Origin of the sequence: Pseudomonas sp. MF6751 (assembly GCF_016613265.1) — a bacterium.
Classification (GTDB): Bacteria; Pseudomonadota; Gammaproteobacteria; order Pseudomonadales; family Pseudomonadaceae; genus Aquipseudomonas; species Aquipseudomonas fluorescens_BV.
Map to the genome: position 1 here is coordinate 325,305 of NZ_JAENSV010000001.1, position 26,110 is coordinate 351,414.

Sequence of the window (26,110 nt, forward strand, 5' to 3'; positions counted from 1 at the left end):
GGCAAGCCCGCTCCCACACTTGGAACGCGATCACATGTGGGAGCGGGCTTGCCCGCGATGGCGGCCGCAGGCTCACACAATTTTTTAATCAGAAAAAACTCAGCCCCACGTGGAACAGCTTCTCAACATCGCGAATATGTTTTTTATCCACAAGGAACAAAATCACGTGGTCTCCGGTGGCGATCACCGTATCGTCATGGGCAATGATCACTTCTTCATCGCGAATGATCGCGCCAATGGTGGTACCGGGCGGCAGGCCGATATCGCGGATCGCCTTGCCAATCACTTTGCTGGACTTGGAGTCACCGTGGGCAATCGCCTCGATGGCTTCCGCTGCGCCACGGCGCAACGAGTGCACGCTGACAATGTCGCCACGGCGCACGTGGGCGAGCAAGGTACCGATGGTCGCCAACTGCGGGCTGATGGCAATGTCGATATCGCCGCCCTGGATCAGGTCCACATAGGCCGGGTTGTTGATGATGGTCATCACCTTCTTCGCCCCCAGCCGCTTGGCGAGCAAGGACGACATGATATTGGCTTCGTCATCGTTGGTCAGGGCCAGGAAGATATCCGCGTCGGCGATGTTCTCTTCCATCAGGAGATCACGGTCCGAGGCGCTGCCTTGCAGTACGACAGTGCTGTCGAGGGTGTCGGACAAATGCCGGCACCGCGTCGGGCTCATCTCGATGATCTTCACCTGATAGCGGCTTTCGATGGCTTCGGCCAAACGCTCGCCAATCTGCCCACCGCCGGCGATGACGATGCGTTTGTAGCTCTCGTCGAGCCTGCGCATTTCGCTCATGACCGCACGAATATTCGCCTTGGCGGCGATGAAAAACACTTCGTCGTCAGCCTCGATCACCGTGTCGCCCTGGGGCAGGATCGGCCGGTCACGGCGGAAAATCGCGGCGACGCGGGTTTCCACGTTTGGCATGTGCTCACGCAGCTGGCGCAGTTGCTGGCCCACCAACGGCCCGCCGTAGTACGCCTTTACCGCCACCAGTTGCGCCTTGCCCTCGGCGAAATCGATCACCTGCAAGGCGCCAGGAATTTCGATCAGACGCTTGATGTAGTGGGTGACCACCTGTTCCGGGCTGATCAATACGTCCACCGGAATGGCGTCGTTATCGAACAGGCCGGCGCGGGTCAGGTAGGCCGCTTCCCGCACCCGAGCGATCTTGGTCGGGGTGTGGAACAGGGTGTGGGCGACCTGGCAGGCGACCATGTTGGTCTCGTCGCTGTTGGTCACAGCCACCAGCATGTCGGCATCGTCGGCACCGGCCTGACGCAGCACCGTCGGAAACGACGCGCGACCTTGCACCGTACGAATGTCCAGGCGGTCGCCCAGGTTGCGCAGGCGCTCGGCATCGGTGTCGACCACGGTGATGTCGTTGGCTTCACCGGCCAAATGTTCGGCCAGCGTGCCACCAACCTGCCCTGCTCCAAGGATGATGATTTTCATCCGGTCACTCCCTTAAAACCATTCAGCCGCGCGCGGCGGCGATCTTGATCAGTTTGGCGTAGTAGAAGCCATCGTGCCCGCCTTCCTGCGCGAGCAGTTGGCGACCGTGGGGCTGCTTGATGCCGGCCGTGGTAGCGAGGTCCAGCTCACGCGCGCCGCTGGTGCGGGCGAGGAAGGCTTGGATGACCTCGGTATTTTCGGTGGGCAAGGTGGAGCAGGTGGCGTAAAGCAGGATGCCGCCGACTTCCAGAGTCGGCCACAGCGCGTCGAGCAGTTCGCCTTGCAACACCGCCAGGGCGGCGATGTCGTCGGGCTGGCGGGTCAGCTTGATGTCCGGATGACGTCGGATCACGCCGGTGGCCGAGCAGGGAGCGTCCAGCAGGATGCGCTGGAATGGCTTGCCGTCCCACCAGGTGGCGGTGTCGCGGCCGTCGGCGGCGATCAGGTCGGCGCTGAGGCCCAGGCGGGCAAGGTTTTCCCGCACGCGCACCAGGCGCTTGGCCTCAAGGTCCACAGCCACCACACCGGCCAGGTCTTTTTCAACCTCAAGGATGTGACACGTCTTACCGCCTGGCGCGCAGCAGGCGTCGAGTACGCGCTGGCCGGGGGCCAAATCGAGCAGGTCGGCAGCCAATTGCGCGGCCTCGTCCTGCACGCTGATCCAGCCTTCGGCAAAGCCCGGCAGGCTGCGTACATCGGCGGCGGCTTCCAGCACGATGCCGTCCGTGCTGTACACACACGGGGTGGCGTTGATGGCCGCGTCGGCTAATAATTGCAGGTATGCATCCCGGCTGTGGTGGCGACGGTTGACCCGCAGGATCATCGGCGGGTGCGCGTTGTTGGCCGCGCAGATAGCCTCCCATTGCTCGGGCCAAAAGGCCTTCAGGGATTTTTGCAGCCAGCGCGGGTGGGCGGTGCGCACCACCGGATCATGTTCCAGCTCGGCCAACAGCGCTTCGCTTTCACGCTGGGCGCGGCGCAGCACGGCATTGAGCAGGGCCTTGGCCCAGGGCTTTTTCAGCTTGTCGGCGCAACCGACGGTTTCACCGATAGCGGCGTGGGCCGGCACGCGGGTGTAGAGCAACTGGTAGAGACCCACCAGCAACAGCGCCTCGACATCCGCGTCCGCCGCTTTGAACGGTTTTTGCAGCAGCTTGGCGGCCAACGCAGACAACCGTGGCTGCCAACGGGCGGTGCCCAAGGCCAGGTCCTGCGTAAACCCGCGGTCGCGGTCTTCAACCTTATCCAACTGCGTCGGCAGGGAACTGTTCAGCGAAGCCTTGCCGTTGAGCACGGCGGCGAGAGCCTTGGCGGCGGCCAGACGTGGGTTCATTGAGTGACCACTCCAAGCGTGGTACCCGGGGCGAATTTCTCACGACGACTGTTGAACAAATCGCTGAAGTTCAGCGCCTTGCCGCCGGGCAATTGCAGGCGCGTCAGGCACAGCGCCTGTTCACCGCAAGCCACCAACAGGCCGTCTTTGCTGGCGCCGATGATCTCGCCGGGAGCGCCTGCGCCATCGGCCAGGGTCGCCGCCAACACTTTCAAGGCTTCGCCGTTCAGGGTGCTGTGGCAGATCGGCCATGGGTTGAAGGCACGTACCAGGCGCTCCAGCTCCACGGCTGGGCGGCTCCAGTCAATGCGCGCTTCGTCCTTGTTCAGCTTGTGGGCGTAGGTGGCCAGGCTGTCGTCTTGGATTTCACCTTGCAGGGTGCCGGCAGCCAGGCCGGCGATGGCCTGGATCACGGCGGGCGGCCCCAGCTCAGCCAGGCGGTCGTGCAGGCTGCCGCCGGTGTCTTGGGCGGAGATCGGCGTGGTGACTTTGAGCAGCATCGGCCCGGTATCCAGGCCGGCTTCCATGCGCATCACGGTCACGCCGCTCTCTTGATCGCCCGCTTCAACGGCGCGCTGAATCGGCGCCGCACCACGCCAGCGTGGCAGCAGTGAAGCATGACTGTTGATGCAACCCAGGCGCGGGATATCCAGCACAGCCTGAGGCAGGATCAAACCGTAAGCCACCACCACCAGCAGGTCCGGCTTCAGCGCGGCCAGTTCAGCCTGGGCGTCGGCGTTACGCAGGGTCTGCGGCTGCAGCACAGGAATGTTGTGCTCCAGCGCTAATTGCTTGACCGGGCTCGGCATCAGTTTTTGCCCGCGACCGGCCGGGCGATCCGGCTGGGTGTACACCGCGACGATGTCATAAGGGCTGGCAAGCAGCGCCTTGAGGTGTTCGGCGGCAAATTCGGGAGTGCCGGCAAAAACAATGCGCAATGGCTCGGTCATGGGAGTTCTCGGTTAAAAGCAGTCACAAAAGAAAAAGGCTTGCCGCAGCAAGCCTTTGGAAGAAGGGCATCAGGCTTGCTGGCGATGCTTTTTTTCCAGCTTCTTCTTGATGCGGTCACGCTTGAGCGTGGACAGGTAATCGACAAACAGCTTGCCGTTGAGGTGGTCGCATTCATGCTGGATACACACCGCCAGCAGGCCTTCGGCAACCAGTTCGAAAGGCTTGCCCTCACGGTCCAGCGCCTTGATCTTCACGCGTAGCGGGCGTTCCACATTTTCGTAGAACTCCGGCACCGACAGGCAGCCTTCCTGGTATTCGCCCATCTCTTCGGTCAGCGGTTCGAACTCAGGGTTGATGTACACCCGAGGTTCGCTGCGATCTTCCGACAGGTCCATGACCACGACACGCAGATGCACGTTGACCTGGGTAGCGGCGAGGCCGATGCCCGGGGCTTCATACATTGTTTCAAACATGTCATCGACCAACTGACGAACCTTGTCGTCCACTACGGCCACCGGCTTGGCGATCGTGCGCAGGCGCGAGTCGGGAAATTCGAGGATGTTCAAAATAGCCATAAGCGTAATTGCTGCACATGTGAGGAAGAGACAAATCGGCCGTGGGATGGACCCATACGGCCGGTGTGAAACGCTCGGAAGCCGCGAAGGCCATGGCATTTCACGCGAACGCACATAATAAAGGAGATTCACCCCATGAGGAAATCGCTACTCGTCTTGCTGCTGTGGGCCCCGTTCGCCACGGCGTTGATTGCGCAACCTACTGAGCGCCTGGATCAGGCAGCGCAACAGGCCATCCAGCATTTTTTACTGCACAACCGTATTTTTGACTCGCCCGAGGACCTGGATAACGCGCCTTACATTATTGCGGCGCAAGGCGGGCGCGTGCTGGGTGCCAACGACGAGCGTGTGCATGCGCGCGGGCGTCTGGACCCGGCCCAGCCGAGCTACGGGATCTTTCGGCGAGGCAAGGCCTACACCGACCCCGTTACCCAGGAGTTACTCGGCATCAATGCCGACGACATCGGCACTGCGCGCTTTGTGCTTGCCGACAGCCTCACCACCCTCGCAGTGCAACGGGTGACCCAGGAAATCCGCCCAGGCGACCGCTTGTTGCGCGCCGAGCCTCCCGTTGCTTTGGCGAACCTGGAGCCGTGCAAACCTGCACCCTTGATTACAGGGCACATCATCGACATCCCCAAGGGCGTCACGCAGATTGGCGTGCTCGACGCTGTGACCCTGAACAAGGGCCGCCGCGATGGCCTGGTGGAGGGCCAACTGCTGACGGTAATTAAGGCTGGCGCCACCGTGCGAGACGCCCTCACCGGCACGCCCACACCACTCCCGGATGAGCGAGCCGGCACCCTTCTGGTGTTTCGCACCTATAAAAAGCTCAGCTATGCCCTGGTGCTCAGCGCTTCACGGTCGCTAGCCGTGCAAGACCGTTTCGAGACGGCTGATCAAGCGCAATAAATAGCCGGCTAAATAAGTTACCAACAGAGTTATCCACAGCTTGTTCCGGTCAAGGATGATCATATGAATCCGATAAACAGTAGCGATATTTCCCCGGCAGAGCTGGAAGCCCGGCTACGCTTGCACAGGCTGCCAGAACTGGGGCCCAAGCGTTTTCACGTATTGGTCGAAGCCTTTGGCTGCGCTTCCAAGGCCCTGAGTGCTCCCGCCAGCGCCTGGCGTTCCCTCGGTTTACCCACCGTCAGTGCCGAGGCCCGACGTAGCCCCAAAGTCCGTGACGGTGCCAGTGAAGCGTTGGCCTGGCTGGCGCGCCCGGCCCAGCATTTGCTGATGTGGGACCAACCTGATTACCCGGCGTTGCTCGCGCAGATCGACGATGCGCCGCCGTTGTTATTCGTGGCGGGCGACCCCGCTATTCTGGAAAAACCACAGTTGGCCATGGTCGGAAGCCGGCGTGCCTCTCGCCCGGGCATGGACACGGCAGCGGCCTTTTCCCGTAGCCTGGCGAGCGCCGGTTTTGTCATCACCAGTGGGCTGGCGGTGGGCATTGACGGCGCGGCACACCAGGCGGCATTGGACGTAGGCGGCCATACCATCGGCGTGCTCGGCACTGGCCTGGAAAATTTTTATCCACAGCGCCATCGCAGGCTCGCCGCCGCGATGATTGCCCAAGGCAGCGCCGTGGTTTCCGAATTTCCGCTGGATGCAGCGCCCCAGGCCGGCAATTTCCCACGGCGCAACCGGATTATCAGCGGGCTGTCGTTAGGCGTGCTGGTGGTGGAGGCCAGTATGGCCAGCGGCTCGCTGATCACCGCACGCCTGGCGGCGGAGCAAGGGCGCGAGGTGTATGCGATTCCAGGCTCCATCCACCACCCCGCCGCCAAGGGCTGTCATCAACTGATCCGTGATGGCGCGGTGCTTGTGGAAACCATCGAGCACATTCTTGAAAGCCTGCGCGGTTGGCAGCGGTTGTCCCATGCTGCGCCGGTGCCCGTGACCCATCCGTTGGTGGCGCTGCTGCACGCGGCACCGCATAGCAGCGAAGCCTTGGCGATTGCCAGCGGTCGGCCGTTGTCCCAAGTACTGGCCACCCTGACAGAGCTGGAGTTGGAGGGCCAGGTGATTTGCGAAAGCGGGCGTTGGCTGGCGCGGTGTCCGCTTTTGTAGTGGCCCGTTTTTGGCGCTAGGTTTTGTAACGAAGATCGGTAAACTGCCCAGAGCTTTAGTCCGGAGAGTAAACAATGGTCAACAGGTGGCGTGTGCTGGAAGCCGCACGGGAAATTCGCGCAGGCGCAGTGATCGCCTATCCGACCGAAGCGGTTTGGGGCCTGGGCTGCGACCCGTGGAACGAAGAAGCAGTGGATCGACTGCTGGCGATCAAGAACCGCTCGGTCGACAAAGGCCTGATCCTGGTGGCGGACAATATTCGTCAGTTCGACTTTCTGTTTGAAGATTTCCCGCAAACGTGGATCGAACGCATGGCCAGCACCTGGCCAGGGCCGAATACCTGGCTGGTGCCCCATCAAGACTTGCTGCCCGAATGGGTCACGGGTGTGCATGAAACCGTTGCGCTGCGGGTCAGTGATCACCCGTTGGTGAGGGATTTGTGCGCCCAGGTCGGCCCGTTGATTTCCACCTCGGCCAACCCTCAGGGCCGCCCGGCGGCCCGCACGCGGCTTCGCGTGGAGCAGTATTTTCGCGGGCAAGTGGACTTGGTGCTGGGCGGCGCCCTGGGTGGGCGCAAGAACCCGAGCCTGATTCGGGACCTGGTGACGGGTGATGTGGTGCGCCCCTCCTGAGACCGCAGTGCACCCATCGCAGGCAAGCCAGCTCCCACATTTGATCAGTGTTCGCCGTCAAATGTGGGAGCTGGCTTGCCTGCGATGAGGCCCTTAAGGCAGCAGGATGGTTGAGCCAGTCGTGCGCCGCCCCGACAACTCCGTCTGCGCTTTGGCCGCCTCCGCCAGCGGGTAGCGCTGGTTGATATCAATGCGCACCTTGCCGCTCTTGATCATCGAAAACAGATCGTCCGCCATCGCCTGCAAGTTTGCAGCATTGTTGGCGTAGGTCGCCAACGTTGGCCGGGTTACGTACAGCGAACCCTTCGCCGACAGAATCCCCAGGTTTACCCCATCCACCGCACCCGATGCGTTGCCGAAGCTCACCACCAAACCCCGCGGCGCCACACTATCCAGTGAGGTCAGCCAGGTGTCCTTGCCGACGCCGTCGTACACCACCGGGCACTTCTTGCCGTCAGTCAATTCCAGTACGCGTTGTGCGACATCTTCCTTGCTGTAGTCGATGGTTTCCCAGGCGCCGAGTGATTTGGCCAGGGCGGCTTTTTCCGGGGAACTGACCGTGCCGATCAACTTCACCCCCAGGGACTTGGCCCATTGGCAGGCCAGGGAACCCACGCCACCAGCAGCGGCGTGGAACAAAATGGTTTCACCGCCTTTGAGCTCATAGGTCTGGCGCAACAGGTATTGCACGGTCAGGCCTTTGAGCATGGCACCGGCGGCCTGTTCGAAGCTGATCTCATCCGGCAGGTGCACCAGGTTGGCGGCAGGCAACACATGCAGCTCGCTGTAGGCACCCAGCGGGCCGCTGCCGTAGGCCACGCGGTCGCCAACTTTGAATTGGCTGACTTCACTGCCCACCGCGTCCACCACGCCAGCGCCTTCCGCACCCAGGCCCGATGGCAGGGCGGGTGGCGCGTAGAGACCACTGCGGAAATAGGTGTCGATGAAGTTCAGGCCGATGGCCTCGTTGCGCACCCGAACCTGCTGTGGGCCAGGCTCCGCTGGCGTGTAGTCCACATATTCAAGTACTTCGGGGCCGCCATGGGCGCTGAACTGGATACGTTTGGCCATCTGCACTTCTCCTTGGGTTCGAATCTGCGTAGCCCCCTATCGGACTCCTAAGCTTGATCCTCGTCAACTGCTGCGCACCTAAGTGCAGTGGCATGTAGGCGCAGTGGTATCCTGTGCGCCCATTTGCCGCCGACGCCCCATGGGCCTCGCGTAGCTTTGCCCGATTCAAGGTGATGCCATGACTACCCGCACCGAGGCCGTTAAAGCCTACCTGCTTGACCTGCAAGACCGCATTTGCAGCGCCCTGGAAACCTTCGAGACGGACACTCGCTTTATCGAAGACGCCTGGACCCGGCCTGCCGGCGGTGGCGGTCGTACCCGAGTGATGGAAAACGGTTCGGTGATCGAAAAAGGCGGTGTCAACTTTTCCCACGTGTTCGGCAGCGGTCTGCCCCCGTCTGCCAGTGCCCATCGCCCTGAACTGGCGGGCCGTGGGTTTGAGGCCCTGGGTGTGTCGCTGGTGATCCATCCGCATAACCCGCATGTACCGACTTCCCACGCCAATGTGCGGTTTTTCATCGCTGAAAAAGAAGGTGAAGAACCGGTGTGGTGGTTCGGCGGTGGCTTTGATCTCACCCCGTATTACGGCAATGAAGAAGACTGCATTCACTGGCACCGCGTGGCCGAGCAGGCCTGTGCACCGTTTGGCCCGGACGTGTACTCCCGCTACAAGGCCTGGTGTGACACCTACTTCCACATCAAGCATCGCAACGAGCCCCGTGGCATCGGTGGGCTGTTTTTCGATGACTTGAACGAGTGGGGCTTTGACACCTGCTTCGCCTTCATCCGCGCTATCGGCGATGCCTATATCGATGCTTACCTGCCGATTGTGCAGCGTCGCAAGGCCATGGCGTACACCGAGCAACAACGCCAGTTCCAGGAGTTCCGCCGGGGCCGCTACGTTGAGTTCAACCTGGTCTACGACCGTGGCACCCTGTTCGGCCTGCAATCGGGCGGGCGTACGGAGTCGATCCTGATGTCGCTGCCACCCCAGGTACGCTGGAGCTACGACTGGAAGGCCGAAGCCGGCAGCGAAGAGGCGCGTCTCACCGACTACTTCCTGCAAGACCGTGACTGGCTCGGCGTTGCCGCGCCCAAGGCGGCGGTGTGATGGACCGTTATGTCGTGTTCGGTAACCCCATCGGCCACAGCAAGTCGCCGTTGATTCACCGTCTGTTCGCCGCCCAGACCGGCGAGCAACTGGACTACAGCACGATGCTCGCGCCGTTGGAGGACTTCACCGCCTGTGCCCGTGAGTTCTTCCAACACGGCCGTGGCGCCAACGTGACCGTGCCGTTCAAGGAAGAGGCCTATCGCTTGGCCAATACCCTGACCGAACGGGCGCAGCGCGCCGGCGCCGTGAACACCTTGAGCAAATTGGCTGACGGCACGTTGTTGGGCGACAACACCGACGGCGCGGGCCTGGTGCGCGACTTGACGGTCAATGCCGGGCTGAGCCTGCAAGGCAAACGCATCCTGTTATTGGGCGCCGGTGGCGCGGTGCGCGGTGCGCTGGAGCCATTGCTGGCGCAGCAACCCTCGTCGTTGATCATCGCCAACCGCACCGTGGAAAAGGCCGAGCGACTGGCTGAGCTGTTCGATGACCTGGGCCCGGTGTCTGCCAGTGGTTACGACTGGTTGCGTGAGCCGGTGGACGTGATCATCAATGCCACGTCGGCCAGCCTGTCAGGCGATGTACCGCCGATTGCCGGCAGCCTGATCGAGCCGGGCAAGACCTTCTGCTACGACATGATGTACGCCAAGGAACCCACTGCATTCTGCCGCTGGGCGAGCGAGCAAGGCGCGGCGGTGGCGATGGATGGCTTGGGCATGCTGGTGGAACAAGCGGCGGAAGCCTTCTTGCTGTGGCGCGGTGTGCGTCCGGATTCGGCGCCCGTACTGGCCGAACTGCGCCTGCAATTGGCCAGCTCCCACAGTTGATCGGGTTTAGTCTTCGAAATGGAGGGGGCAGTTATCCGGCCCCTCCAGCTTCATTAACTCCTCAACCACCTGCGGCCTGGCCCCACGCAACGTCAAGCTACGGCCCAACCCCGCCAACCGCCGCGCCTCCTGGTGCAGCATCTCCACCCCGGAATAGTCGATAAAGTTGATCTGCTGCGCCTCGATCACCACCCGCTCACCCTGCAGACGTTGCAGGCGCACTTGCAGGTAATGGCTGGCGCCAAAAAAGATCGAGCCGCCCACCCGCAACACATCCGCTTCACCGTCGCGCCAGTGTTGCACCCGTGGCTGCGAGGTGCGCTTGAGGTAGAAAAACAGCGACGCCAGTACCCCGGCATAGATCGCCGTTTGCAGCTCCAACAACAAGGTGGCGATACAGGTCAGGCTCATCACCACAAATTCGGCGCGGCTGACCCGGAACAGCGCACGAATGCCGCGGTGGTCCACCAGGCCCCAGCAGATCAGCAGGATGCTCGCCGCCATGCTCGGGATCGGAATATGCGCAATCAACGCTGCGCCAAATAACGCGAATAGCGCCACCCACAGGGCCGAAAACACCCCCGCCAATGGCGAACAGGCACCCGCCTCATAACTGAGACCCGAGCGGGTGAACGATCCGGCTGACAAGTAGCCGGAAAAAAATCCGCCCACGATGTTGGATAAACCCTGGGCGCGTACTTCCTGGTTGGCGTCGAGCAGTTGTTGCGAGCGGGCGGACAGCGAACGGGCAATCGACAGGCTGGTCACCAACCCCAACATCCCCACCGCCACGGCACTGGGCAGCAGGCGCAGTACCAGATCCAGATCCATTGGCAACGGGCTGAACGGCGGTAGTTTGCCAATAAACGAACTGACCCGTGCCACATGCCCGAACATCGCCGGCCACAGCCATGCCGCCACGCTGCCCAACACCAAGGCGATCAACAGTGTCGGCCAGCGTGGTACCAGGTACTTGAGCAGCATACCTGCCAGCAACGTACCCAGCCCCAAGGCCAGGGACGCGTGGTCCCACTCGCCACGATGGTCGATCAGCGCCAGCAGGCCATTGATAGCCGTGGCCTGGCTCGGTAAATCCAAGCCGAGCAGGTTGGGCAGTTGCCCCAAGGCGATCACTACGGCGGCGCCCAGGGTGAATCCCAGCACCACCGAATGGGAGACAAAGTTCACCAACGCGCCGAAGCGCAGCAGGCCGAGCAACCACTGGAACACCCCGGCGAGGAAGGTCAGTAACAGGATGAGGGTGATGTAGTCCTGTGAACCTGGCACGGCCAATGGGCTGATGCTGGCGTAAAGCACGATGGAGATGGCGGCCGTGGGCCCGCAGATCAGGTGCCAGGACGAGCCCCACAGGCAAGCGATCAATACCGGGATGATGGCGGCGTAGAGCCCGTATTCGGGTGGGAGACCGGCGATCAGTGCGTAGGCAATCGACTGCGGCAGCGCAAGCACCGCGCCGCTGAGGCCGACGATGGCATCCCGGCCGACGCTGGCGCGCGTTTGGCGCGGCAGCCAGCGCAGGAAGGGCAAAAGTGTATGGCGGTTGGGCCGGGGCATCGCAGGCTCGGGTAAAGGGTTTTGGCAAGAGTATCAATGCATGGGTACTTGTGGGAGCTGGCTTGCCTGCGATGCTGGCGCCTCGGTGTGACAGGTATACCGGGGTGATGCTATCGCAGGCAAGCCAGCTCCCACAGGGTCGCCGGGAAGCGTCAGAGTTTGGCTTTTACCGCCGGTAACGCCTCCTGGCCCTCCAGGGTTTTCACGCCCTCCAGCCACTGGTCCAGCACCGCCGGGTTGGCCTTGATCCACGCCTTCGCCGCCTGCGCATTGCTGACCTTGTTGTTGGCCACGTCAGCCATGATGCTGTTCTCCATGGCCTGGGTAAAACTCAGGTTGGTCAGCAGTTTTCCGATATTGGGGCACGCTTGTGCGTAACCCTTGCGGGTCAAGGTATAGACGCTGCCGGTGGCACCAAAGTACTGCTCGCCGCCCTTGAGGTAGCGCATTTTCAGTTGCACGTTCATCGGGTGCGGGGTCCAGCCGAGAAAGGTGATAAAACGCTGTTTTTTCACCGCTCGCGAGACCTCTGCGAGCATCGCCTGTTCGCTGGACTCGATCAGCTTCCATTGGCCAAGGTCGAAATCATTCTTCTTGATGATCTCCTGCAGCGAGATATTGGCTGGCGCGCCGGAGCCAATGCCGTAGATCTTCTTGTCGAACTTGTCGGCAAATTTATTCAGGTCGGCAAAGTCATGCACCCCGGCGTCCCACACATAGTCCGGCACGGCGAGGGTGAACTCGGTGCCCTCCAGGTTCTTCGCCAGTTGCACCACATCGCCGTTGGCCACGAACTTGTCGTAGAAGCCCTGCTGCGCCGGCATCCAGTTGCCGAGGAAGACATCCACCTGGCCGTCCTTGAGCCCGCCGAAGGTAATTGGCACCGCCAGGGTGTCGACCTTGGGTTGATAGCCCATGCCCGTCAGCAGGAAACTGGTGATAGCGTTGGTGGCGGCAATATCGCTCCAGCCTGGATCGGCCATCTTTACCGTTTCGCAGCGAGTGTCTGCGTACACCTGGGCGCTGCTGAGCACCACCAAACTCAGTACCACGGTCAACTTTTGCATGGCCTTCCCTCTGTCTACTTATTGGTTTTGGCAGGGTTGTGGAAAACGTGCTTTGCGCTCCAGGTCATCAAGGTCGATATGGTTGCGCATGTACTGCTGACTGGCGTCTACCAGTGGCTGGTGATCCCAGCTCTTGAGCTTGCCATGGGTCAGCGCTTCAAACACCAGGCGGCGACGGCGTTGGCTGGCGAGCACCTGTTGATGGATCGCCGGGATATCCCATTTAGCCCGCGCTTCACGCAAGAACGCCTCGAACAATGGCCGATGTTCAACTGACTGGCTGAGGTTTTCCTGCTCGCTCGGGTCGTTGTTAACATCGAACAATAGGCAAGGATCGTCCTCGCTGTAGATGAATTTGTAGGCGCCCCGGCGAATCATCATCAATGGGCTGACGGTGCCTTCGGCCATGTATTCGCCAAACACTTCGTCATGCCCGCCCTGCCCCTGCAAGTGCGGGACCAGTGAGCGGCCGTCCAGCGGCAAGTGCAGGTCCAGTTCCCCGCCGGCCAATTCCACCAGGGTGGGCAACAAGTCGGCGGTCGACACGGCCTGGGTGACGCGGCCAGCGGCGAACTGCCCCGGCGCACTGATCAGCAGCGGCACGCGGGCGGCCATTTCAAACCAGTGCATTTTGTACCAGAGGCCGCGCTCGCCAAGCATGTCGCCGTGGTCGCCTGAGAAAATGATCAGGGTGTCGTCGGCCAGGCCGGTGTCTTCCAGGGTCTGCAGCAGCTTGCCGACGTTGCTGTCGATGTAGCTGCAGGCACCGAAGTAGGCGCGGCGGGCGTCGCGGATCTTATCCACAGGCAGCGGTTTGTCCCACAAGTCATAAACCTTGAGCAGCCGCTGGGAATGCGGGTCGAGGTCGGCCTGGGGCGGCGTCGCGGGCATTGGGATGTCGGTGTCTGCGTACAAGTCCCAGAACGGCTTGGGAATGGTGTAAGGGTCGTGGGGATGGGTCATCGACACCGTCAGGCAAAATGGCTGGTCACCTTCCTCACGGATATGGTCGAACAGATATTGCTGGGCCTTGAACACCACCTCTTCGTCGAAATCCAGCTGGTTGGTGCGCACGCACGGTCCGGCTTGCAGCACCGAGGACATGTTGTGATACCAGGTAGGGCGTACGTCTGGCTCATCCCAGTTCACTGCCCAGCCGTAGTCGGCGGGATAGATGTCGCTGGTCAGGCGCTCCTCATAGCCGTGTAACTGGTCGGGGCCGCAGAAGTGCATCTTGCCCGACAGTGCGGTGCGGTAGCCCAGGCGGCGCAAGTAGTGGGCATAGGTCGGCACATCGGCGGGGAAATCGGCGGCGTTGTCATAGGCGCCGATCTTGCTCGGCAATTGGCCACTCACCAAGGTGAAGCGCGACGGTGCGCACAGCGGGCTGTTGCAATAGGCGGCGTCGAACACCACGCCTTGCGCCGCCAGGCGGCTGAGGTTGGGCAGCTTGATCGGGGAAGGCCCGTAGAACGGCAGCATCGGCGCGGCCATCTGATCGGCCATGATGAAAAGAATGTTCTTGCGCTTCATGGTTTCTCGGCATTCCATAGGCAGTGTTTATGCCAATGAGCATGCGGCCCATGAATTATGGGGTAAAGCCCATGCGCAGCAATGACTAGGATAAGTTGAGCTTATGTATGAGGCGCTTGGTGACCTTTCTCTCGATTTGCTGCGCGCCTTTGAGGCGGCGGCACGCCATCGCAGTTTCACCGCGGCCGCGATGGAGCTGGGTACCACCCAACCGGCGGTCAGCCAGCAGATCAAACGCCTTGAAGAGCAACTGGCGATCCGCCTGTTTGATCGCATTTACCGCGGCATCGAACTGACCGACGCCGGTGCCCTGCTGTTCGAGCATGTGCAAGGCGGCCTGCAGAACATCAACCAGGGGCTCGGCGCCATCACTCAACAAAGTCAGCATGAAGTGCTGCAAGTCGCCACCGACTTTGCCTTCGCCGCCTATTGGCTGATGCCAAGGCTGCATCGCTTTCACCAGGCCAACCCGCAGGTGGATGTCAGCCTGGTCACCAGTGAGCGCAACCCGGCCACCCTGCGCAGCGATATTGATGTGGCGGTGCTGTTCGGCGATGGCCGTTTCAAGCAGGGCGAGAGCCTGTGGTTGTTCAATGAGGAAGTGTTCCCGGTGTGCAGCCCACAGTGGCTCAAGGAGCAGGTCGCGCCCCTGACGGTGCAGACCTTGCAAGACTGCCCGTTGCTGCACCTGCGCCAGGAAAACAACAGCCAGTGGTTCGACTGGAACGGTGTGTTCCGTGAATTGGGTATCACGGCTGCGCCGACCCCTGGGCAATTGCGCTTTGACAACTACACCTTGCTGATCCAGGCGGCGATTGCCGGCCAGGGCGTCGCCATCGGCTGGCGCCACCTGGTGGATAACCTGCTGGAGCAGAATTGGCTGTGCCGGCCGATCAGCCCCACAGTGACGTCGCGCTTGGGCTATTACGTGGTGCAGCCCCAGCGCAAACGCCGCGGGCAGTTGGTGGACCGCTTTGTCGAGTGGTTGGTGGCGGAGCAGGCCAGCAGCGCGCAGTCTTTGACCGGGCTGGCCCTGCCGTCGATTGCGGTCTAGGATCGGCGCACAGGGGAACCGGAGTCAGTCATGCAACGTATCAAGGGCTACCACGCCCATATCTACTTCGACGCCAGCACGATCGAGCAAGCGCGCACGCTCTGTGAAGAGGCCGCCAAGTTGTTCCCGCTGCGCATGGGCCGCGTGCACGAGAGGCCCGTGGGCCCGCACCCGGATTGGAGTTGCCAGTTGGCGTTCGAGCCGGAATATATCGGCGTGGTGTTGCCGTGGCTGGCGCTGCATCGCAATGGTCTGGTGGTGTTCCTGCACCCTGAAACCGGTGACGACCTCAAGGACCACACCGATTACGCCATCTGGATGGGCGCGATGCGCGAGCTGGACTTGTCGATTTTTTAACCTTTCTTACCCGATAAATCCGTGTCTTTCCCTAAGTAAAAATAAGAATAGTTGTAGGATTTATCTTGTCTTGTCTCATTATATGGGATTGATATTTATATATTGAGATATTGCGCCCCCTAGGTTTATATTCGCCCATCTGCTTTTTTCAGCACCCACTCATTTCAGGTGAAGCGATGCAGGCGCAATTGATCGCGCTCGATTGGGGGACCAGCTCCCTTCGTGCTTACAAACTCGGCCCCGCGGGCGTTGTGCTGGAACAGCGCTCGCAAGCCTGGGGCATCATGCATTTGCCCACAGAGCCCCGGGAAATAGCCGGTGTGTTATGCACTGACGGCTTTGAGCTGGCGTTCGATAGCGCCTGCGGCGATTGGCTTGATGCCCAGCCCGGGCTGCCGGTAATCGCTTGCGGCATGGTCGGCAGCGCACAGGGTTGGAGCGAGGCGGCCTATCGCAGCACGCCGGTGGATGTCGCCAGTCTCGGCCAGGCGTTGCATGGCATACGCAGCCTGCGTGGGGTGCAGGTGCATATCGTGCCGGGGGTGATCGAGCAAGTGGGTCTGCCCAATGTCATGCGTGGCGAAGAAACCCAAGTACTCGGCGTACTGCAAGGCCTTGGGCCCCAGGTGTTGATCGGCCTGCCCGGCAGCCATTCCAAGTGGGTCGAGGTGGTGGAAGGCCGCATTACCCATTTCGATACCTTCATGACTGGCGAAGTGTTTGCGGTGTTGAGCAAGCACAGCATCCTGGGGCGTACCCAACAAGCGAGCGAGCAGTTCCAGGCTGAGGCGTTTGATCAAGGCGTGCGCGTGGCGCTGTCCAACGATGGCCAGCGTGGCGTGCTTTCGACCCTGTTCAGTGCCCGTACCCTTGGGCTCACCGCGCAGCTGGCGCCCGACCAGCAACCCGATTACCTGTCTGGCCTGCTCATCGGCCATGAGCTCGCCGGCTTGCCAGATTCGGCCAAACATCAGCCGATCATCCTGGTCGGCGCTGCTGCACTTTGCGCCCGCTATCAACGCGCCCTCGCCCTTTGCGGATTTGCCCACGTCAGCCTGGCGCAAGAAGCCACCGAGCGTGGCCTGTGGCAACTGGCGCAAGCCGCCGGGCTCATTCGACCTGTACTGGAGGCCTGACATGCTCAAGCAAGCACTCGCACAAAACGGTTTGATCGCCATCCTGCGCGGCCTACGCCCCGACGAAGCCCAGGCGGTCGGCCAGGTGCTGTACGACGCGGGTTTTCGCGTGATCGAAGTGCCGCTCAACTCGCCAGACCCCTACACCAGTATCCGTACCCTGCGCGACAGCTTGCCCGCCGATTGCCTGATCGGTGCCGGCACGGTGTTGACGCCTGAGCAGGTCGAACAGGTCAAGGCGGCCGGAGGCCAGGTGATCGTCATGCCCCACAGCGATGCCAAGGTGCTGCGTGCCGCCAAAGCGGCGGGCCTGTACTTGTCGCCTGGGGTAGCCACGCCTACCGAAGCCTTTGCCGCACTGGCCGAAGGCGCCGATGTGTTGAAGCTGTTCCCGGCCGAGCAGATGGGCCCTTCAGTGATCAAGGCGTGGCTGGCGGTATTGCCGACGGGCACGTTGCTGCTGCCGGTGGGCGGCATCACCCCTGACAACATGCAGGTGTTTACCGACGCCGGCGCCAAGGGTTTCGGGTTGGGTTCCGGGCTGTTCAAGCCGGGCATGACAGTGGATCAGGTTGCGAGCCGTGCCCAGGCTTATGTCGCCGCCTGGAAAGCCCTGAGCTGAGAGCATATTCCGCGCCCACAGGCGCTGCATCTATAAGAGAGACAAGAGATGAAAATCACCAAACTGACGACCTTTATCGTTCCGCCGCGCTGGTGCTTCCTCAAGGTCGAAACCGACCAGGGTGTGACCGGCTGGGGTGAGCCTGTGGTCGAGGGCCGTGCTCATACGGTGGCCGCCGCCGTCGAAGAACTGTCCGACTACCTGATCGGCAAAGACCCACGCAATATCGAAGATATCTGGACCGTGCTCTATCGCGGCGGCTTCTACCGAGGTGGCGCGGTGCACATGAGCGCCCTCGCCGGCATCGACCAGGCGTTGTGGGACATCAAGGGCAAGGCCCTCGGTGTGTCGGTCAGCGATCTGCTGGGCGGACAGGTGCGTGACAAAATCCGCGTGTACTCATGGATCGGCGGTGACCGCCCCGCCGACACTGCTCGTGCCGCCAAAGAGGCGGTGGCCCGTGGCTTCACAGCCGTGAAGATGAATGGCACCGAAGAATTGCAGTTTGTCGACAGCTTCGAAAAAGTCGACCTGGCCCTGGCCAACGTCGCTGCCGTGCGCGATGCGGTCGGCCCTAACGTGGGTATTGGCGTCGACTTCCATGGCCGGGTGCACAAGCCGATGGCCAAGGTGCTGATGAAAGAGCTCGACCCGTACAAACTGATGTTCATTGAAGAGCCGGTGCTCAGCGAAAACTACGAGGCGCTCAAAGAACTGGCCCCGCTGACCAGTACGCCGATCGCCCTGGGCGAGCGCCTGTTCTCGCGCTGGGATTTCAAGCGGGTGCTCAGCGAAGGCTACGTCGACATCATCCAGCCGGACGCCTCCCACGCAGGTGGTATCACCGAAACCCGCAAGATCGCCAACATGGCCGAAGCCTACGACGTGGCCCTGGCCCTGCACTGTCCGCTGGGCCCGATTGCCTTGGCGGCATGCCTGCAGCTGGATGCGGTTTGCTACAACGCGTTTATCCAGGAGCAGAGCCTGGGTATTCATTACAACGAAAGCAACGATCTGCTCGACTATGTGCGTGATCCAGGCGTATTCGACTATGACCAGGGCTTTGTGAAGATCCCCAACGGCCCGGGTCTGGGCATTGAGATCAACGAGGAGTATGTGGTTGAGCGCGCGGCCATCGGCCATCGCTGGCGCAACCCGATCTGGCGCCATGCCGATGGCAGTTTTGCCGAGTGGTGATTTCCACCTGATTGAAACGCGCTAAAAAATGTGGGAGCTGGCTTGCCTGCGATGGCGGTGGGTCAGTCACTGCAGTGGTGCCATTCATGCCGCCATCGCAGGCAAGCCAGCTCCCACATTGAGCGCGTTCCTTCCTCAACAAATATAAAAAGAGGCACCCCCATGCACCCTGAATCCCTCACCGGGCAGGCTTCTTTAGTCACGCCTAGCAGAAAGCGCTTTTTCATCATGGTGCTGCTGTTCATCACCGTGGTCATCAACTACCTCGACCGTAGCAACCTGTCGATTGCTGCGCCCGCGCTGACCAGCGAGCTGGGGATCGATCCGGTGCAAGTCGGGCTGATTTTTTCTGCCTTCGGCTGGACCTACGCCGCCATGCAAATCCCGGGTGGCTGGCTGGTAGACCGGGTGCCGCCGCGCATTCTCTACACGGCCGCCCTGCTGCTGTGGTCGATTGCCACCGTGATGCTCGGTTTCGCCGCCAGCTTTATCGCGCTGTTCGTGCTGCGCATGGCCGTGGGCGCGTTGGAGGCGCCGGCCTATCCCATCAACAGCCGTGTTGTCACCACCTGGTTTCCCGAGCGCGAGCGCGCCACGGCTATCGGCGTCTATACCTCCGGGCAATTCGTCGGCCTGGCGTTCCTCACTCCGGTACTGGCGTGGCTGCAGCACCAGTACGGCTGGCACATGGTGTTTGTGGTGACCGGTGGCGTCGGCATCCTGTGGGCCGCAATCTGGTACGCGGTGTACCGCGAGCCCAAAGATTTCAAAGGCGCCAACGAAGCCGAAATCCAACTGATCCGCGACGGTGGTGGGCTGGTGGACATGCAGGCTAAAACCGTCAAGGCACCCTTCAACTGGACCGACCTCGGCATCGTGCTGAGCAAACGCAAGCTGTGGGGCATCTACCTGGGCCAGTTTTGCCTGAACTCCACGCTGTGGTTCTTCCTGACCTGGTTCCCGACGTACCTGGTGAAATATCGCGGCATGGACTTTATCCAGTCTGGCTTGCTGGCCTCCTTGCCGTTCCTGGCCGCGTTTGTGGGCGTGCTGTGTTCGGGGGTGTTTTCCGATTGGCTGATTCGTCGTGGGGCGTCGGTGGGCTTTGCGCGCAAGTTGCCCATCATCAGCGGGCTGCTGATTTCCACGGCGATCATCGGGGCCAACTATGTGGACTCGACGGGGTGGGTTATCGCGTTTCTGGCGGTGGCGTTTTTCGGCAATGGCCTGGCGTCGATCACCTGGTCGTTGGTGTCGACCCTGGCGCCTGCCCGTCTGCTGGGGCTGACCGGCGGGGTGTTCAACTTCATCGGCAACCTGGCGGCAATTGCCACGCCTATCGTGATTGGCTTTCTGGCCAGTGGCTCGTCATTTGCGCCGGCCATTACCTACATTGCGGTCCTGGCGCTGCTTGGCGCGCTTTCCTACATATTGCTGGTCGGCAAAGTCGAGCGGATAGAACTGTAAAGAGGGCGACCTTCGGGTCGCCCTTTTTTCGTTCTACGGCACCGACATCTCGTTGCGAAATATATTGTGCGGGTCCCAGCGCTGCTTGGTACGGCGCAAGCGGCTTTCGATCATCAGATCGGGAAAGAAGATTTTGTACCACTGGGGGTTTTTGCCGTTGGCCGGATTACCGCCTGTGTAGGTCATGTCGAGGTCGGGGTAATTGATGTAGCAGCCTTCGAACGCATTGTTGAGCGGTACGCCTTGCGCATCGGCAAACGCATTGACGTACAGCCCTCGGATCCAGTCGGCATGGGCTTGATCCGCGGCCGCGCTGTCGTCGTGCCAGTAACACTGGGGTTGCCACTTGAGGAAGGACGAACGCTGGGCGGCCGACGACTCCTTGCGCACGGGCGCGCTGGCGGCGTTGATCTGGCCGCCGAAGGACTGAATCTGGATCAGGCTTTGTGTCAGGTGGTTGTCAGGGTCCGGCCAGGTCAGGGTAGTCCAGATGGCCTGTAGTACTTGGGGGCTGAACTCACCTTTCTGATAGGCCGACTTATAGCGCCCACGCTGATTGTCTCCCGAACCATTCAAGGTTTGCTGGCACACCAGCCAATCCAGGCGCCGCGCCGCAGCCTGGGCGGATGAGACTGAGTCGATGGGGCGCCCGCCGGCTGTGCCAGGCGGCAAATGGACCACATGAAACGGCACCAGCGACTCGGTGGCAGGTAAGCCGATGGCCGTGAGCATCTTGTCGACAAAATCATCGAAGGGCGCACGGTCGTTGAGCTCACCCTCCTTGTCCACATAATGGATGCCCAAGGTGATATTGCCTGTGTGCTCGTGGCGCATTTCCAGTTTGGTCGCCAGGCCCCAGGTGTCCGGGTTGCTCTGATGACTGGCGAACCATAGCTGGTAAGCCACCAGCAGATTGTTTAGTGCATCCTGGGTCAGTACTGACCAATCCCATTCCAACACCAGCCACAGTACTTCTTTGGGGGCCGGTGGCAGGTCCTTGAAGTAATAGCTGGTGATAATGCCAAATTGACCACCCCCCGCACCGCAGCACGCGGCGAACAGGTCCAATTCGTCCTGTTGGGTGCTGTCCCTGCTGACATGGCGCGGTTCGAGCCCTTTGCCTTGGCTGTCAGGCACCAGGATGTCGACCCCGCTGAGCCAGTCACACACCAGTCCATACTTGCGCGACAGCAGCCCATAGCCGCCACCGCAAATGTGTCCGCCCAGGCCCACGCTATAGCATGAGCCGCCGGGCAAGGTTTTGTTGGCCAGCTTGTACAACGCGTCATAGGCGTCCCAGTTCTGGCCGCCGGCCTCCAGGCGAAAGCGGTAGCGAAAAGGCTGCGTGCGGCTCAGCTCGGAACCGATCTGGCCGCTGGCATCGTAGACCACTCGGTTCAGCGCGCTGATATCCAGGATCGACAGCACCTCATCTGGACTGTCGGGCATCTTGTTGGCGACAAACCCTTCGTAGCGATGACCGCCGCTGCGTACGGTGATGCGTCCATTGGGCAGGGCCAATGCCTGGGCGGCGGCGTCCATGATGTCTTGCGGGCTGCGGCAAAGGTAAATCAGGTTGGCGCCATTGGACGAAGACTGGCCCTGCACATTGCCCAAGGGCCAGCGCAGATTGAAACCCTTTTGCAGGGTTGAGTGGCGACGGTCTGAAACGGTGATGAGATCAAATGCCATGATGTACTCCTGAGAGCCAAGAATGACTTCTGATGCGGCTAACTTAACGACCGAGGGGCAAGGACTGCGGGGCTTGCGAAGGTGGTTAGACGGCAAAGGGCACGAAGTGCGTTGAAAAAAGGAGGTGGGCGACATGCCCACCTCCTTTGAAGCCTAGCGTATAAGCTGCGGTCGTTGCGCCGTGCAACTTACTTGCGTGCGTTGCGCACACCTTCCGACAGCGCCGCGCACAGGGTCAGCACGCCATCAATGGCTTGCTGGTCGTTCTTGGCCGTGGCGATGTGATCGATCAGCGCCGAACCCACTACCACCCCGTCCGCCAAGCGTGCGATGGCCGCTGCCTGGTCCGGTGTGCGGATACCAAAGCCGATGCTGATAGGCAGGTCGGTATGGCGGCGCAGGCGGGCCACGGCTTCTTCGACGTGTTCCAGGGTGGCGGCACCCGCCCCGGTGACACCGGCGACCGACACGTAATACACAAACCCGGAGCTGCCATTGAGCACGGTAGGCAGGCGCACGTCATCGGTGGTCGGCGTGGTCAGGCGGATAAAGTCGATGCCTGCGGCCTGGGCCGGGTCGCACAGCTCGCCGTTGTGCTCGGGGGGCATGTCCACCACGATCAGGCCGTCGACGCCAGCTGCCTTGGCATCGGCAATGAACTGCGACACGCCGTATTTGTGGATCGGGTTGAAATAGCCCATCAACACCAGCGGCGTGTCGTTGTTGTCCTGGCGGAACTCGCGAACCATCTGCAGGGTTTTCAACAGGTTCTGCTTGGCGGCCAGTGCGCGGATATTGGCCAGCTGGATGGCCGGGCCATCGGCCATCGGGTCGGTGAAGGGCATGCCCAGCTCGATCACATCGGCGCCGGCGGCCGGCAAGCCCTTGAGGATCGCCAGCGAGGTGTCATAGCCGGGGTCGCCAGCGGTGACGAAGGTCACCAGGGCGGCGCGATTTTGTTCTTTAAGTTGCGCAAAGCGGGTTTGCAGGCGGCTCATCAGTGTTTCTCCTGCTTGGACTGTTCCATATGGTGCATCACGGTCTGCATGTCTTTGTCGCCACGGCCCGAGAGGTTGACCACCATCAGGTGATCTTTGGGCAAGTTTGGCGCGCGCTTGAATACTTCAGCCAGGGCGTGGGCGCTTTCCAGTGCCGGAATGATCCCTTCCAGGCGGCAGCATTTGTGGAAGGCTTGCAGGGCCTCATCGTCAGTCACCGAGGTGTACTGGACGCGGCCGATGTCATGCAACCAGGCGTGTTCCGGGCCGATGCCGGGGTAGTCCAGGCCTGCGGAAATCGAGTGGGCGTCGATGATCTGGCCGTCGTCGTCCTGCAGCAGGAAGGTGCGGTTGCCGTGCAGCACGCCCGGTACGCCGCCGTTGAGGCTGGCAGCGTGCTTGCCGGTTTCGATGCCATGGCCTGCGGCTTCAACACCGATGATCTCGACGCTGGTGTCATCCAGGAATGGGTGGAACAGGCCCATGGCGTTGGAACCGCCGCCGATGCACGCCACCAGGCTGTCCGGCAGGCGGCCTTCCTGGGCTTGCAACTGGGTGCGGGTCTCCTTGCCGATCACGGCCTGGAAGTCGCGCACCATCGCCGGGTATGGGTGTGGCCCGGCCACGGTACCGATCAGGTAGAAGGTGCTGTCGACATTGGTTACCCAGTCGCGCAGGGCTTCGTTCATGGCGTCTTTGAGGGTGCCGGTGCCGGCGACCACGGGGATGACCTCGGCGCCCAGCAGCTTCATGCGGAACACGTTGGCCTGCTGGCGCTCGATGTCGGTGGTGCCCATGTAGATCACGCATTGCAGGCCAAAGCGCGCCGCCACGGTTGCGGTGGCCACGCCGTGCATGCCGGCGCCGGTTTCGGCGATGATGCGTTTCTTGCCCATGCGCCGGGCCAGCAGGATCTGGCCGATGCAGTTGTTGATCTTGTGCGCGCCGGTGTGGTTGAGCTCTTCGCGCTTGAGGTAGATCTTGGCGCCGCCGCAGAACTCGGTCAGGCGTTCGGCAAAATACAGCGGGCTTGGGCGCCCGACATAATCGCGCTGAAAGTAGGCCAATTCTTCGTTAAACGCCGGATCTACCTTCGCCGCTTCGTATTCACGGGCCAGGTCGAGAATCAACGGCATCAGGGTTTCAGCGACGTAGCGGCCGCCGAACGCACCAAACAGGCCGTTGGCGTCAGGGCCGTTGCGTAGATCGGTCTGGGACTGAGTCATGGGACGCTCCAGGAAAAATGTGTTTAAAGGCAATGACGGTCACTCTACTCGTGACGCTCTGGCCTGAAAACCGATAAGATCGCCGTAACCTGTTAGGAAAACTCACAGATGAGCCGCGACCTCCCTCCCCTCAATGCTCTGCGCGCTTTTGAAGCCACCGCTCGCCTGAACAGCGTCAGCCAGGCTGCGGAGCTATTGCACGTAACCCATGGCGCGGTCAGCCGCCAGTTGAAAGTGCTGGAGGAGCACTTGGGCGTGAGCCTGTTCGTCAAAGATGGGCGCGGCCTTAAACTCACAGATGCCGGCGTCAGGCTACGAGATGCCAGCAGCGAGGCTTTCGAGCGGTTGCGCGACGTGTGCGCCGAACTCACCCAACGCGGCGCTGACGCGCCCTTCGTTCTTGGTTGTTCAGGCAGCTTGCTGGCGCGTTGGTTTATCCCTCGGCTGGGGCGGTTGAATGCCGACTTGCCGGATTTACGCTTGCACCTGTCGGCAGGCGAAGGCGATCTGGACCCGCGCCGCCCGGGGCTGGATGCCTTGCTGGTATTCGCTGAGCCGCCGTGGCCGGCGGATATGCAGGTGTATGAGCTGGCCAGCGAGCGCATCGGCCCGGTCTTGAGCCCCCGCTTCGCCGGTTTTGAACAACTGCGTCATGCCCCAGCGTCGGATCTGCTGGAGCAACCCTTGCTGCACACCACCTCAAGACCGCAAGCCTGGCCCAGTTGGGCACGGCAACACGGCCTAGAGCCCGGCGCGCTGAAACTCGGTCAGGGGTTTGAGCATTTGTATTATCTGCTGGAAGCGGCGGTTGCCGGCTTGGGAGTGGCAATTGCGCCAGAACCGCTGGTGGCAGAGGACCTGCGAGCGGGTCGCCTGGTGGCGCCTTGGGGGTTCAGTGAAACCCCGGCGCACCTGGCGTTGTGGCTACCCAAGCGCGCCGCAGACGGGCGCGCCGGGCAGTTGGCGCAATGGCTCAAGGCTGAGCTGTTGCGTCAACCGATGTAACCGGTCAATCAGTCACCGCGTTTGCACAGCAGATAAGCCGCCAGCAGGCCCAGCGCGCCAACGGCGACACCGGCGGTCGTCCAGGGGTGCTCTTGTGCGTAGTCACGGGTGGCAGCGCTGGTTTCGCGGATTTTGACTTTGCTTTCTTCGTAGGCGTCGCTGATCAGGTGGCGAGAGTGCTTGAGGGCGTTCTCGGCATTGCTTTTCAAGGCCTTCAGCGTTTTGCGCGACTCATCGGACGCGTCGTCCTTGAGGCTCTCCAGCGATTTGAGCAGGCTCGAAATCTCGGCTTCCATGCTTTCCAGCGACGCTTTGCGTAAAGAAGTGTTGGCCATGTGGACATCTCCTGAAGTGATTGAGTGGCGTGTGTAGATACCGACTGCGCCGGTTTCAGAAAGTGCAGTAATTCTGAACTTTCGCCTCCCAACGGTCGCCTGAAGCAGTACGCACATTCACTGCTAGTCTTGATTGACGACCTAAAGGAGAAACGCCATGAGTGATCATCACACGTACAAGAAAGTCGAACTGGTTGGCTCTTCCACCACCAGCATCGAAGACGCGATCAACAATGCCCTGGCTGAAGCCAACAAAAGCATCAAGCATCTGGAGTGGTTTGAGGTGACCGAAACCCGTGGTCACATCAAAGATGGCAAGGCTGCGCACTTCCAGGTCACGCTCAAAGTGGGATTCCGCATTGCCAGTAGTTGATCGGCAGAGTTGAACTTTGCCCGCTGGCCGATTGCCATAACCTGCGCTACAAACAACGGGTGCCGACGCGATGAGCGTCGGCACGCTCTTTTTGATCAGCGCAAGGAAAGTAACGGATGAAGAAGTTTCTGTTAGCGGTAGGGTTGTTGAGCATTGCGGGTACCGCTATGGCGGCGGGCAAGCCTTGTGAAGAGCTGAAAAGCGAAATCGCAGCGAAAATCGACGCCAACGGCGCTTCGGGGTATTCGCTGGAAGTGGTGGACAAAGGTGCTACGCCAAGTGACCAGAAAGTAGTTGGCACCTGCGAAGGTGGCACCAAGGAAATTGCCTACAAGCGCGGCTAACCCCGTGCTGTATAAGCGACGCACCTGTGGCGAGGGAGCTTGCTCCCGCTGTGCTGCGTAGCGGCCCCAAAAAATGGGAGCGCTG

26 protein-coding genes are annotated in these 26,110 nt (G+C 61.4%); 14 read left to right on the plus strand and 12 right to left on the minus strand.

What is annotated here, in order from left to right; all coding sequences use genetic code 11:
- Positions 1-88: 88 nt before the first annotated feature.
- From trkA to def, 4 genes are all read right to left on the minus strand, one after another.
- Positions 89-1,462: a Trk system potassium transporter TrkA gene (trkA, locus tag JJD66_RS01480; protein WP_014716287.1), complete on the minus strand. Its 1,374-nt coding sequence runs from the start codon at positions 1,460-1,462 to the stop codon at positions 89-91.
- A 22-nt stretch (positions 1,463-1,484) separates the two neighbouring features.
- Positions 1,485-2,795: a 16S rRNA (cytosine(967)-C(5))-methyltransferase RsmB gene (gene rsmB / locus JJD66_RS01485; protein WP_200647464.1), complete on the minus strand. Its 1,311-nt coding sequence runs from the start codon at positions 2,793-2,795 to the stop codon at positions 1,485-1,487.
- Positions 2,792-3,745 carry a methionyl-tRNA formyltransferase gene (fmt, locus tag JJD66_RS01490; protein ID WP_198714575.1) on the minus strand — a complete coding sequence of 318 codons (954 nt, stop codon included), beginning with the start codon at positions 3,743-3,745 and terminating at the stop codon, positions 2,792-2,794. Before fmt ends, rsmB begins: the two co-directional genes overlap by 4 nt.
- A 69-nt stretch (positions 3,746-3,814) precedes the next feature.
- On the minus strand, positions 3,815-4,321 hold the full coding sequence (gene def / locus JJD66_RS01495; protein WP_198714574.1) for a peptide deformylase: 507 nt from the start codon (positions 4,319-4,321) through the stop codon (positions 3,815-3,817).
- Between the two features lie 135 nt (positions 4,322-4,456).
- Between def and JJD66_RS01500 the strand changes: the two genes are divergently transcribed.
- From JJD66_RS01500 to JJD66_RS01510, 3 genes are all read left to right on the plus strand, one after another.
- Positions 4,457-5,233: a peptidoglycan-binding protein gene (locus JJD66_RS01500; RefSeq protein WP_200647465.1), complete on the plus strand. Its 777-nt coding sequence runs from the start codon at positions 4,457-4,459 to the stop codon at positions 5,231-5,233.
- A gap of 63 nt (positions 5,234-5,296) precedes the next feature.
- Positions 5,297-6,400: a DNA-processing protein DprA gene (dprA, locus tag JJD66_RS01505; RefSeq protein WP_200647466.1), complete on the plus strand. Its 1,104-nt coding sequence runs from the start codon at positions 5,297-5,299 to the stop codon at positions 6,398-6,400.
- A gap of 74 nt (positions 6,401-6,474) precedes the next feature.
- Positions 6,475-7,032 carry an L-threonylcarbamoyladenylate synthase gene (locus JJD66_RS01510; protein WP_105225266.1) on the plus strand — a complete coding sequence of 186 codons (558 nt, stop codon included), beginning with the start codon at positions 6,475-6,477 and terminating at the stop codon, positions 7,030-7,032.
- Positions 7,033-7,125: 93 nt separating this feature from the next.
- On the opposite strand, the gene JJD66_RS01515 is transcribed toward JJD66_RS01510, so the two are convergent.
- Positions 7,126-8,103 carry a quinone oxidoreductase family protein gene (locus JJD66_RS01515; RefSeq protein WP_105225267.1) on the minus strand — a complete coding sequence of 326 codons (978 nt, stop codon included), beginning with the start codon at positions 8,101-8,103 and terminating at the stop codon, positions 7,126-7,128.
- Positions 8,104-8,281: 178 nt separating this feature from the next.
- Between JJD66_RS01515 and hemF the strand changes: the two genes are divergently transcribed.
- Together hemF and aroE are read left to right on the plus strand one after the other, a co-directional pair.
- Positions 8,282-9,214, plus strand: coding sequence for an oxygen-dependent coproporphyrinogen oxidase (hemF, locus tag JJD66_RS01520; protein WP_014716294.1), 933 nt, complete (start codon positions 8,282-8,284; stop codon positions 9,212-9,214).
- Positions 9,214-10,044, plus strand: a complete 831-nt coding sequence (gene aroE, locus JJD66_RS01525; protein ID WP_200647467.1) for a shikimate dehydrogenase — start codon at positions 9,214-9,216, stop codon at positions 10,042-10,044. Before hemF ends, aroE begins: the two co-directional genes overlap by 1 nt.
- A gap of 6 nt (positions 10,045-10,050) precedes the next feature.
- On the opposite strand, the gene JJD66_RS01530 is transcribed toward aroE, so the two are convergent.
- From JJD66_RS01530 to betC, 3 genes are all read right to left on the minus strand, one after another.
- The gene (locus JJD66_RS01530; protein WP_200647468.1) at positions 10,051-11,619 is read right to left on the minus strand and encodes a SulP family inorganic anion transporter; all 1,569 of its coding nucleotides are present in this window, start codon (positions 11,617-11,619) and stop codon (positions 10,051-10,053) included.
- A 152-nt stretch (positions 11,620-11,771) separates the two neighbouring features.
- Positions 11,772-12,686 carry a choline ABC transporter substrate-binding protein gene (gene choX, locus JJD66_RS01535; protein ID WP_200647469.1) on the minus strand — a complete coding sequence of 305 codons (915 nt, stop codon included), beginning with the start codon at positions 12,684-12,686 and terminating at the stop codon, positions 11,772-11,774.
- An 18-nt stretch (positions 12,687-12,704) separates the two neighbouring features.
- Positions 12,705-14,219: a choline-sulfatase gene (gene betC, locus JJD66_RS01540; RefSeq protein WP_198714568.1), complete on the minus strand. Its 1,515-nt coding sequence runs from the start codon at positions 14,217-14,219 to the stop codon at positions 12,705-12,707.
- Between the two features lie 103 nt (positions 14,220-14,322).
- On the opposite strand from betC, the gene JJD66_RS01545 reads away from it, so the two are divergent.
- The 6 genes from JJD66_RS01545 to JJD66_RS01570 all read left to right on the plus strand — a co-directional run bounded on the left by JJD66_RS01545 (position 14,323) and on the right by JJD66_RS01570 (position 20,052).
- Positions 14,323-15,273 (plus strand): choline sulfate utilization transcriptional regulator, encoded by a 951-nt coding sequence (locus tag JJD66_RS01545; protein WP_105225273.1) that lies wholly within the window; start codon positions 14,323-14,325, stop codon positions 15,271-15,273.
- A gap of 30 nt (positions 15,274-15,303) precedes the next feature.
- Positions 15,304-15,630, plus strand: a complete 327-nt coding sequence (locus tag JJD66_RS01550; RefSeq protein WP_200647470.1) for a DOPA 4,5-dioxygenase family protein — start codon at positions 15,304-15,306, stop codon at positions 15,628-15,630.
- A gap of 176 nt (positions 15,631-15,806) precedes the next feature.
- On the plus strand, positions 15,807-16,766 hold the full coding sequence (locus JJD66_RS01555; RefSeq protein WP_034129204.1) for a 2-dehydro-3-deoxygalactonokinase: 960 nt from the start codon (positions 15,807-15,809) through the stop codon (positions 16,764-16,766).
- Between the two features lies 1 nt (position 16,767).
- The gene (locus JJD66_RS01560) at positions 16,768-17,388 is read left to right on the plus strand and encodes a 2-dehydro-3-deoxy-6-phosphogalactonate aldolase (protein ID WP_200647471.1); all 621 of its coding nucleotides are present in this window, start codon (positions 16,768-16,770) and stop codon (positions 17,386-17,388) included.
- A gap of 48 nt (positions 17,389-17,436) precedes the next feature.
- Positions 17,437-18,585 carry a galactonate dehydratase gene (dgoD, locus tag JJD66_RS01565; protein ID WP_003187297.1) on the plus strand — a complete coding sequence of 383 codons (1,149 nt, stop codon included), beginning with the start codon at positions 17,437-17,439 and terminating at the stop codon, positions 18,583-18,585.
- Positions 18,586-18,747: 162 nt separating this feature from the next.
- Positions 18,748-20,052 (plus strand): MFS transporter, encoded by a 1,305-nt coding sequence (locus JJD66_RS01570; protein ID WP_200647472.1) that lies wholly within the window; start codon positions 18,748-18,750, stop codon positions 20,050-20,052.
- 33 nt (positions 20,053-20,085) lie between these two features.
- On the opposite strand, the gene JJD66_RS01575 is transcribed toward JJD66_RS01570, so the two are convergent.
- The 3 genes from JJD66_RS01575 to trpB form a co-directional block, all read right to left on the minus strand.
- Positions 20,086-21,744, minus strand: coding sequence for an FAD-dependent oxidoreductase (locus tag JJD66_RS01575; RefSeq protein WP_200647473.1), 1,659 nt, complete (start codon positions 21,742-21,744; stop codon positions 20,086-20,088).
- Between the two features lie 188 nt (positions 21,745-21,932).
- Entirely contained in the window at positions 21,933-22,742 is an 810-nt protein-coding gene (gene trpA / locus JJD66_RS01580; RefSeq protein ID WP_116668698.1) for a tryptophan synthase subunit alpha, read from the minus strand.
- A complete protein-coding gene (gene trpB, locus JJD66_RS01585) occupies positions 22,742-23,968 on the minus strand; it encodes a tryptophan synthase subunit beta (RefSeq protein WP_003187301.1) in 1,227 nt (408 codons plus the stop codon). Before trpB ends, trpA begins: the two co-directional genes overlap by 1 nt.
- 108 nt (positions 23,969-24,076) lie before the next feature.
- Here trpB and JJD66_RS01590 point away from each other — a divergent pair, with 108 nt between their 5' ends.
- Positions 24,077-24,973 carry a LysR family transcriptional regulator gene (locus JJD66_RS01590; protein WP_200647474.1) on the plus strand — a complete coding sequence of 299 codons (897 nt, stop codon included), beginning with the start codon at positions 24,077-24,079 and terminating at the stop codon, positions 24,971-24,973.
- Positions 24,974-24,981: 8 nt separating this feature from the next.
- On the opposite strand, the gene JJD66_RS01595 is transcribed toward JJD66_RS01590, so the two are convergent.
- Positions 24,982-25,308: a DUF883 family protein gene (locus tag JJD66_RS01595; protein WP_003187304.1), complete on the minus strand. Its 327-nt coding sequence runs from the start codon at positions 25,306-25,308 to the stop codon at positions 24,982-24,984.
- A 157-nt stretch (positions 25,309-25,465) separates the two neighbouring features.
- Between JJD66_RS01595 and JJD66_RS01600 the strand changes: the two genes are divergently transcribed.
- Together JJD66_RS01600 and JJD66_RS01605 are read left to right on the plus strand one after the other, a co-directional pair.
- On the plus strand, positions 25,466-25,681 hold the full coding sequence (locus JJD66_RS01600; RefSeq protein WP_005783406.1) for a dodecin: 216 nt from the start codon (positions 25,466-25,468) through the stop codon (positions 25,679-25,681).
- Positions 25,682-25,797: 116 nt separating this feature from the next.
- Positions 25,798-26,025 carry a DUF1161 domain-containing protein gene (locus tag JJD66_RS01605; protein ID WP_034129210.1) on the plus strand — a complete coding sequence of 76 codons (228 nt, stop codon included), beginning with the start codon at positions 25,798-25,800 and terminating at the stop codon, positions 26,023-26,025.
- Positions 26,026-26,110 lie beyond the last annotated feature (85 nt).